Genomic DNA, 7,351 nt, shown 5'->3' on the forward strand with positions numbered 1-7,351 from the left:
CGGGTGGTGCGTTGCGCCCGCGCGTCGGCCGGCCCTGCGGGGGCGGTGGTGGCGGCGGTGCCGGTGGTTCGGGAGCACGGCGGCGACCGCCCGCGGGCGGCGGGTTGGGGGTGCTGTATGGGTCACGTCGTGGCGGAGGAGGCGGCCAACCGCCTGGTCCGCCGCCGCTATACCCATGAGCCATGTCGCACAGCGTAACGGACGTTGAGGTGAGATCGCCCTAGTGACCTCCCGGTGAACCCGGATCGGTGAGAATATTCGGGTGACGGAGCACTATTTCACCCGCGAACCCGCGGCGCAGGCACACAGTCGTGAGGTTTCCTTCAGTCTGGCGGGCCGCAACTACGTGTTATCGGCCGCGAGCGGAGTGTTCTCGGCGGGGCGGCTCGATCCCGGGACCGCTGTGCTCCTTCGAAAGGGTGAACTGCCCAAAGCGGACACACAGGGGACGCTGCTGGATCTGGGTTGCGGCTATGGCCCGATCGCGACGGTGCTGGCCACGGTCGCGCCGCAGGCGTCGGTGTGGGCGGTGGATGTGAACTCGCGGGCGCGCGAGCTGACCCGGGAAAACACGAAGGGGCTTAACGTCACGGTCGCCGCGCCCGAAGAGGTGCCCGAAGGGCTGAGATTCGCTCAAATTTGGTCCAACCCGCCCATCCGGGTCGGCAAACAGGAGCTGCACCATCTGTTGCTGACATGGCTGCCGCGTCTGGAACCCGACGGTGTGGCGTGGCTCGTAGTGTCCAAGCATCTGGGCGCCGATTCGCTCCAGGAGTGGCTGCATGAGCAGGGCTGGGACGCTTCGCGTCATGCGAGCGGCAGCGGGTTCAGGGTGCTGACTGTCAAGCCGGTTAGGTCGCAAGCTCCCTAAACTCGTTCGCGGTCAGCACGGCTGATCAGGCACTATTGCCCGCGTGGGTTACGTCGATGTCTCCGGAGTGTCGCAGGTCCTGCCCGACGGGCGGGTCCTTTTCGCCGACGTCTCGTTCCGCGTCGGTGAGGGTGCCAAGGTGGCCTTGGTCGGGCCCAACGGCGCGGGCAAGACGACGCTGCTGCGCATGGTGGCCGGGGACATCCCCGTGCCCGTGGGCGGCATCTCGCGGGTCGGCGGGCTCGGGGTGATGCGCCAGTTCATCGGGATGGTCGCCGACGAGTCGACGCTGGCCGATCTGGCGTTCTCGTTGGTGGAGCCGCGGCTGCGGGAGGCCGGTGCGCGCCTGGCCAAGGCCGAGGCGGCGATGCACGCCACCGGCACCCAGCAGGCGCAGCTGCGCTACGCGGAGGCGCTGGCCCAGTTCGGCGAGGCCGGCGGCTACGAGGCGGAGGTCCTGTTCGACACCGTGTCGATGCTCATCCTTGAGCTGCCGTGGGAGTCCACAAAGGACCGTCCAACCCGGACTCTGTCCGGCGGCGAGCAGAAGCGTTTCGCCCTAGAGCTTTTATTACGCGGTACCGATGAGGTCCTCCTGCTGGACGAGCCGGACAACTTTCTCGACGTGCCCGCGAAGCGGTGGCTCGAACAGCGGCTGCGCGAATCGAAGAAGTCGGTGCTCTACGTGAGCCACGATCGCGAGCTGCTCAACCAGACCGCCGATCGCGTGGTGGCGGTCGAGGGCGGCAGCGCCTGGACACATCCCGGCGGGTTCGCGTCGTGGCACGAGGCCCGCGTCGCTCGCCACGAGAGCATGGAGGAGCGCCGCCGCCGCTGGGACGAGGAGCATGAGAAGCTGCGCCAGCTGATGCTGATGTACAAGCAGAAGGCCGCCTACAACGACGGGATGGCTTCGCGCTACCAGGCGGCGCAGACCCGGCTGCGCAAGTTCGAGGAGACCGGCCCGCCGCCGCTGCCGCCCAAAGACCAGAACATCCAGATGCGGCTGCGCGGGGCGCGCACGGGCAAGCGCGCGGTCATGTGCGAGCAGCTGGAGCTGACCGACCTGACGTTCCCGTTCGACCTGGAGCTGTGGTACGGAGACCGCCTCGCGGTGCTCGGCGCCAACGGCACCGGCAAGTCGCACTTCCTGCGCCTGCTCGCCGGAGAGAACGTGGCGCACGACGGCGTCGCGCGGCTCGGTGCGCGGGTCGTGCCGGGGCACTTCTCGCAGACGCACGACCGGCCCGAGCTGATGGAGCTCACGCTGCTGGAGATCCTGTGGCGGGGCGACAAGGACCGTCCGTCGCTGGAGCAGCACGCGGGCTATCGGGCGCTCGACCGGTACGAGCTGGCCAAGCAGGGCGAGCAGCGGTTCGGCACGCTTTCGGGCGGGCAGCAGGCGCGGTTCCTGATCCTGCTGCTGGAGCTCAGCGGCGTGACGCTGCTGCTGCTCGACGAGCCGACCGACAACCTCGACCTGGCGAGCGCGGAGGCGCTGGAGGAGGGGCTCGACAAGTTCGAGGGCACGGTCGTCGCGGTGACCCACGACCGGTGGTTCGCCCGCGGGTTCGACCGCTTCCTGTTGTTCGCCAACGACGGTGAGGTCAAGGAGACGGCCGAGCCGGTGTGGGATGTGCGGTAGCGGTCAGCACCGTGGATAGTTCCCCCGCCGGGGCCGGCCGACACCTACGGCTTCACCGAGTGGGCCGATTCCCGCGGCGTCGCTTGGTGGCAGGTGCGCTGCCGCCAAAGGCACGTGCGGATGGCGAGGTCCGCGCGGAACGCCTGCTGCGGTGCGGAGTAGAGGTTGGACTGGTGCCCGGTCACCGGATTCGTAGCCGAAGCCTCCGCCGGGACCGCCCCGCCTGGAGTTGCCGATGAACGGCAGGTCCCCTTGGGCACAGGTCGATGCAACCGGCCACCACGGCCTGCCGGGAGGCCGGGTGAGTGCGGCGTCGCAGAGGTACTTCGACCAGGTCCACCTGAGCACGGCTATGAGGGTGCTGTTCATCTGCGGGAAGTTACTCGCTCGTCATTTTCACCGAATCATCTAGTCAGATGAGGCGATGTCTGCTTATATCTAGGCAAGTAAATGTCTCCCCATACCAAACCCCCGGGAGGAAGACATGCGCGTCACCAGACGCATCACCGTCGTGGCGGCCGCCGCAACCCTTATCGTTGGCGGCCTGTCCATGCCGGCTCAAGCAGCCCCCAGCATCTACGCCCTCGCGGCCATCCCCGAGGCGCTGGGTGACACCGAGACGGCGGGCTCCTACGTCGAAAGCAACGGCAAGGTGGTCATCAACGTGACGACCGCCGCCGCCGCGGCCAAGGTCCGCGCGCAGGGTGCCAGCCCGCGCATGGTCAGCCGCAGCACTGCCCAGCTCAACGCCATCGTCGCGATGGATCCGGGTGTCGTCGGCACCGCATGGTCGGTCGACCCCCGCACCAACCAGGTCATCGTGGACGTCGACGAGTCGGTCACGGGCGAGAAGCTCGCGACCGTGCAGGCCGTGGTCGCCAAGGCCAACGGCGGCGCTCGCATCGAGCCCATGAAGGGCCTGCTCACCAAGATGATCGCGGGTGGCAACGCCATCTACACCAGCGGTTCGCGCTGCTCGCTCGGCTTCAACGTGCGCAGCGGCACCACCTACTACTTCATCACGGCCGGACACTGCACCAACATCGGGTCGCAGTGGCGGGCGAGCTCCGGCGGATCCGTGATCGGCAACCGTACGGGCACCAGCTTCCCGACCAACGACTACGGCATCGTCCAGTTCGTCTCCAGCTACACCAACCGTCCCGGCACGATCGCCAACGGCCAGGACATCGCTTCCGCGGGCAACGCGGTCGTCGGCCAGGCCGTGCGCCGTCACGGCAGCACCACGGGCAACCGCGGTGGCTCCGTCACCGGCCTCAACGCGACGGTCAACTACGCGCAGGGCTCCGTGTACCAGATGATCCGCACGAACGTGTGCGCCGAGCCCGGCGACAGCGGCGGCCCGCTGTACGCCGGCACGGTCGCGCTCGGCTTGACCTCGGGTGGCAGTGGCAACTGCACCACCGGTGGAACGACGTTCTACCAGCCGGTTCCCGAGGTACTCAGCCGCTACGGCGTGGCTGTGTTCTGACCAACAGTTGCATGTGACTTGGCGGCGGCGTTAGGCTGCCGCCAAGTACGCAAAACCACGGGAGTCCGGTGCACCGGGCTGAGAGGGGGCTTCGTCGCCCCGACCGTCGAACCTGATCCGGGTCATGCCGGCGCAGGGAGGGGTGCTCATGCTGGGCAGAGTTCACGTCATCACCGATAGCCGTCCGGGCGCCGATCCGGTCGAGCAGGTGCGGGCGCTGCTGCCCGCCGCAACGCCCGATCTGGTGATCCAGTTCCGGCCGGCCGACGACTGGACCGACCGTTTCGTGTACCAGGCAGGCCTCGAAATCGCCGAGCTGTGTCGCACCACCGGTGTGCCCCTCCTGATCAACGACCGCATAGACATAGCCATGGCCGTGGACGCTGACGGTGCCCATGTCGGGGCGGAGGATCTGCCCGTCGCCGTGGCCAGGCGGCTGCTCGGACCGGGCAAAATCTTGGGCGCCACCGCGCGTTGCGGGGATCAGGCGCAGCGCGCCGTGAAGGATGGGGCCGACTATGTGGGCGCGGGGCCGTGCTATCGAACCTCCACCAAGGACGGTCTGCCGCCGCCGATCGGGCCGTCGGGGATAGCGCAGGTCGCGCCGCATGCCCCGACCATCGCCATCGGCGGGGTGACCCTTTCACATGTGCCGGAGCTCAAACGCAGTGGCGCACATGGGATTGCGGTCATCGCCGCGATCGCGGACGCGCCCGCGCCTTCGAAAGCGCTGGCTGAGCTGTTGGCGGCGTGGTGAGGGTCAACGTCATCGGCGGGGGCATCATCGGCCTGACGATCGCGTGGGAGTGCCGGCGTCGCGGGCACGACGTGACGGTCACCGATCCATCGCCGCAGCGCGCGGCCTCGCAGGTCGCAGCCGGGATGCTCGCCCCGGTCGGCGAGGCCTACTTCGGTGAGGAGGCCCTGACCGCGCTGCTGATCGAGGCGGCGCGGCAATGGCCCGCCTTCGTGGACGCGCTCGGTGAGGATGTCGGCTACCGCACCGAGGGCACACTCCAAATTGGACTGACGGCCGACGACGTGCGTGAGCTGTCACGCTTGTGGCGGTACCAGGAGTCGCTCGGATGCACCGTCGAACGCGTTGTGCCGCAGGATATCGAGCCACTGCTGTCGCCGCGGGCGCGGGGCGTGCGGGTGCGCTCGGACCATCAGGTGGACCCGCGGCGGGTGGTGTCGGCGCTTGCCCGCTCCGTGACGATCTGGCCGGAGCCGGTGGAGGCCGATCTCACCGTGGTCGCGGCCGGCTGCGGCAGTGCGCAATGGGGATTGCCGGTGCGACCGGTGAAGGGCGTTTTACTGCGGCTGCGCGGTCCCGTCGGGTTAAGCCATGTCATCAGGGGGGCCGCAGACGGCCAAGCGGTGTATCTGGTTCCGCGCGATGACGGTGAGGTCATCGTGGGCGCCACGTCCGAGGAACGCACCGATTTCGCGGCCGGTGCCGGAGCGGTGCGCGATCTGCTCCGCGCCGCCACCGACCTGGTGCCCGACCTCGCCGAGCACGCGCTCGCCGAAACCTGCGTCGGCCACCGCCCCGGCACGCCCGACAACGCGCCCATCGTGGGCCGGCTCGACGAGAAAACGCTTGTGGCGACGGGACATTACCGGCACGGTGTGCTCGCCGCCCCGCTGACCGCGATGGCCATCGCCGATCTGGTCGACGGCAAACCGCTTCCGCCGCTGTGGCATTCCTTCAGCCCCGGGAGGTTCTCGTGATCACTGTACTGTTCAACGACGCGCCCAGGCAGCTCGCCACCGGCGAGACCGTCGCGGAACTGTTGCAGGAGCTGGTGTTGCCCCCGCGCGGGATCGCGGTCGCGGTCAACGGCGAGGTGGTACGGCGGGCCGACTGGGCCAGCCACGCGCTGTCCGATGGCGACCGGGTGGACGTGCTGACCGCGTCGCAGGGCGGGTGATGGTTCATGTTTTCGTTGGCGGGAGCGGGCTTCACGTCGAGGCTGATCCTCGGCACGGGCGGCGCGTCCAGCCTGCACGCCCTGGAGCAGGCCATCATCGCGTCGGGCACGCAGCTGGTCACGGTCGCGCTGCGGCGCATCGACGCGACCGAGCACGGGCTGCTGGATCTGCTTGCGCGCCTTGAGGTGCGGCTGCTGCCGAACACGGCGGGCTGTTACACGGCGGCCGACGCGGTGCGCACGGCCCGCCTGGCGCGGGAGGCGTTCGAGACCGACTGGATCAAGCTGGAGGTGATCGGCGACGAGCGCACGCGGCTGCCGGATGCGGTCGAGCTGGTGCGCGCGGCTTCGCAATTGCTCGACGACGGGTTCGTGGTCCTGCCGTACACGACCGACGATCCGGTGCTGGCGCGGCGGCTGGCCGATCTCGGGTGTGCAGCGGTCATGCCGGCGGGGGCGCCGATCGGTTCGGGCCTGGGCATCTCCAACCCACACCACATCCGCCTGATCCGTGAGGCGGTGAGCTGCCCGGTGATCCTGGATGCGGGGATAGGCACGGCAAGCGATGCGGCCCTGGCGATGGAGCTCGGATGTGACGCCGTGATGCTGGCGACCGCGGTGACGCGGGCTGCCGATCCGACCGCGATGGCGCTGGCGATGCGGCACGCCGTGACGGCCGGGCATCTGGCGGCGCAGGCGGGGCGGATACCGAGGCGCGACTACGCACTGGCGTCCACTTCGGACAGCGGGCTGGTCACGTGGACCTGAGCCTGATCGTGGTCACGGACCGGCACCTGGCGCGGCGGCCCCTGCTGGACGTTGTCGCCGCTGCGCTGGAGGGCGGGGCACGCACGTTCCTGTTGCGGGAGAAGGACTTGCCCTCTTCTCAACGGCACGAGCTGGCGGACGCCATGCGCACGCTGGGTGCCGACGTGATCGTGGCGGGCACGGATCCGTTGGGCGGCAACGCCATTCACCTGGCCGCCGCCGACCCATTCCCGGCCCCCATGGCCGCGCCGCTTGCGTCCGGCAGGCCACTTGAACGGAGCGGGCCGGGCGCATCGGGCGGGCCGCTTCGACGCAGCGCGCCAATTGGGTCGGGCTGGCGGCCCTCGCCGGGTGGCCCGCTGGGGTTGAGCGGGCGGACGGAGATCGGGCGGTCGTGCCATGCCGTCGACGAGGTGGTGGCGTTGGAGTGGGAGACATATTGCACTTTGTCGCCCATATTCGCGACGGCGAGCAAACCCGGATACGGGCCCGCGCTGGGCACGGCCGCGATCGAGCGAGCGCTGGTGTCGCGCCCGCGGAAGGCAGCGTCACGCGCGCGGGGAACGGCGACGCTTGCGGGAGGCTCGGCGGCGGGCGAGGTGGCGGGGACGCTTGCGGGAGGCTCGGCGGCGGGCGAGGTGGCG

General features: G+C 69.5%; 9 protein-coding genes and 1 riboswitch. All 9 genes read left to right on the forward strand.

Annotated features, from left to right (window positions below; all coding sequences use genetic code 11):
• Window positions 1–198: hypothetical protein (locus DM816_RS44035; RefSeq protein ID WP_211589038.1), on the forward strand; the 198-nt coding region annotated here is incomplete at its 5' end.
• 64 nt (window positions 199–262) lie between these two features.
• The gene (locus tag DM816_RS38630; RefSeq protein ID WP_117215447.1) at window positions 263–871 is read left to right on the forward strand and encodes a class I SAM-dependent methyltransferase; all 609 of its coding nucleotides are present in this window, start codon (window positions 263–265) and stop codon (window positions 869–871) included.
• Between the two features lie 43 nt (window positions 872–914).
• Entirely contained in the window at window positions 915–2,516 is a 1,602-nt protein-coding gene (locus DM816_RS38635; RefSeq protein WP_117215448.1) for an ABC-F family ATP-binding cassette domain-containing protein, read from the forward strand.
• Window positions 2,517–3,000: 484 nt separating this feature from the next.
• Complete coding sequence (locus tag DM816_RS38640) at window positions 3,001–4,005, forward strand: S1 family peptidase (RefSeq protein ID WP_117215449.1); 1,005 nt, start codon at window positions 3,001–3,003, stop codon at window positions 4,003–4,005.
• A 47-nt stretch (window positions 4,006–4,052) separates the two neighbouring features.
• Window positions 4,053–4,161: riboswitch (TPP riboswitch) on the forward strand.
• Window positions 4,148–4,762 carry a thiamine phosphate synthase gene (thiE, locus tag DM816_RS38645; RefSeq protein ID WP_117215450.1) on the forward strand — a complete coding sequence of 205 codons (615 nt, stop codon included), beginning with the start codon at window positions 4,148–4,150 and terminating at the stop codon, window positions 4,760–4,762. (Overlaps the previous riboswitch by 14 nt.)
• The gene (locus DM816_RS38650; protein ID WP_117215453.1) at window positions 4,759–5,739 is read left to right on the forward strand and encodes an FAD-dependent oxidoreductase; all 981 of its coding nucleotides are present in this window, start codon (window positions 4,759–4,761) and stop codon (window positions 5,737–5,739) included. The genes thiE and DM816_RS38650 overlap by 4 nt, the downstream gene beginning before the upstream one ends.
• Window positions 5,739–5,939, forward strand: a complete 201-nt coding sequence (thiS, locus tag DM816_RS38655; RefSeq protein WP_117215452.1) for a sulfur carrier protein ThiS — start codon at window positions 5,739–5,741, stop codon at window positions 5,937–5,939. The genes DM816_RS38650 and thiS overlap by 1 nt, the downstream gene beginning before the upstream one ends.
• 6 nt (window positions 5,940–5,945) lie before the next feature.
• Complete coding sequence (locus tag DM816_RS38660) at window positions 5,946–6,707, forward strand: thiazole synthase (protein WP_117215451.1); 762 nt, start codon at window positions 5,946–5,948, stop codon at window positions 6,705–6,707.
• The coding region (locus tag DM816_RS38665) for a thiamine phosphate synthase (RefSeq protein WP_162908276.1) at window positions 6,698–7,351 on the forward strand (654 nt) is incomplete at its 3' end. The genes DM816_RS38660 and DM816_RS38665, both read left to right, overlap by 10 nt.

This window comes from Allorhizocola rhizosphaerae (genome assembly GCF_003426775.1).
GTDB lineage: Bacteria > Actinomycetota > Actinomycetes > Mycobacteriales > Micromonosporaceae > Allorhizocola > Allorhizocola rhizosphaerae.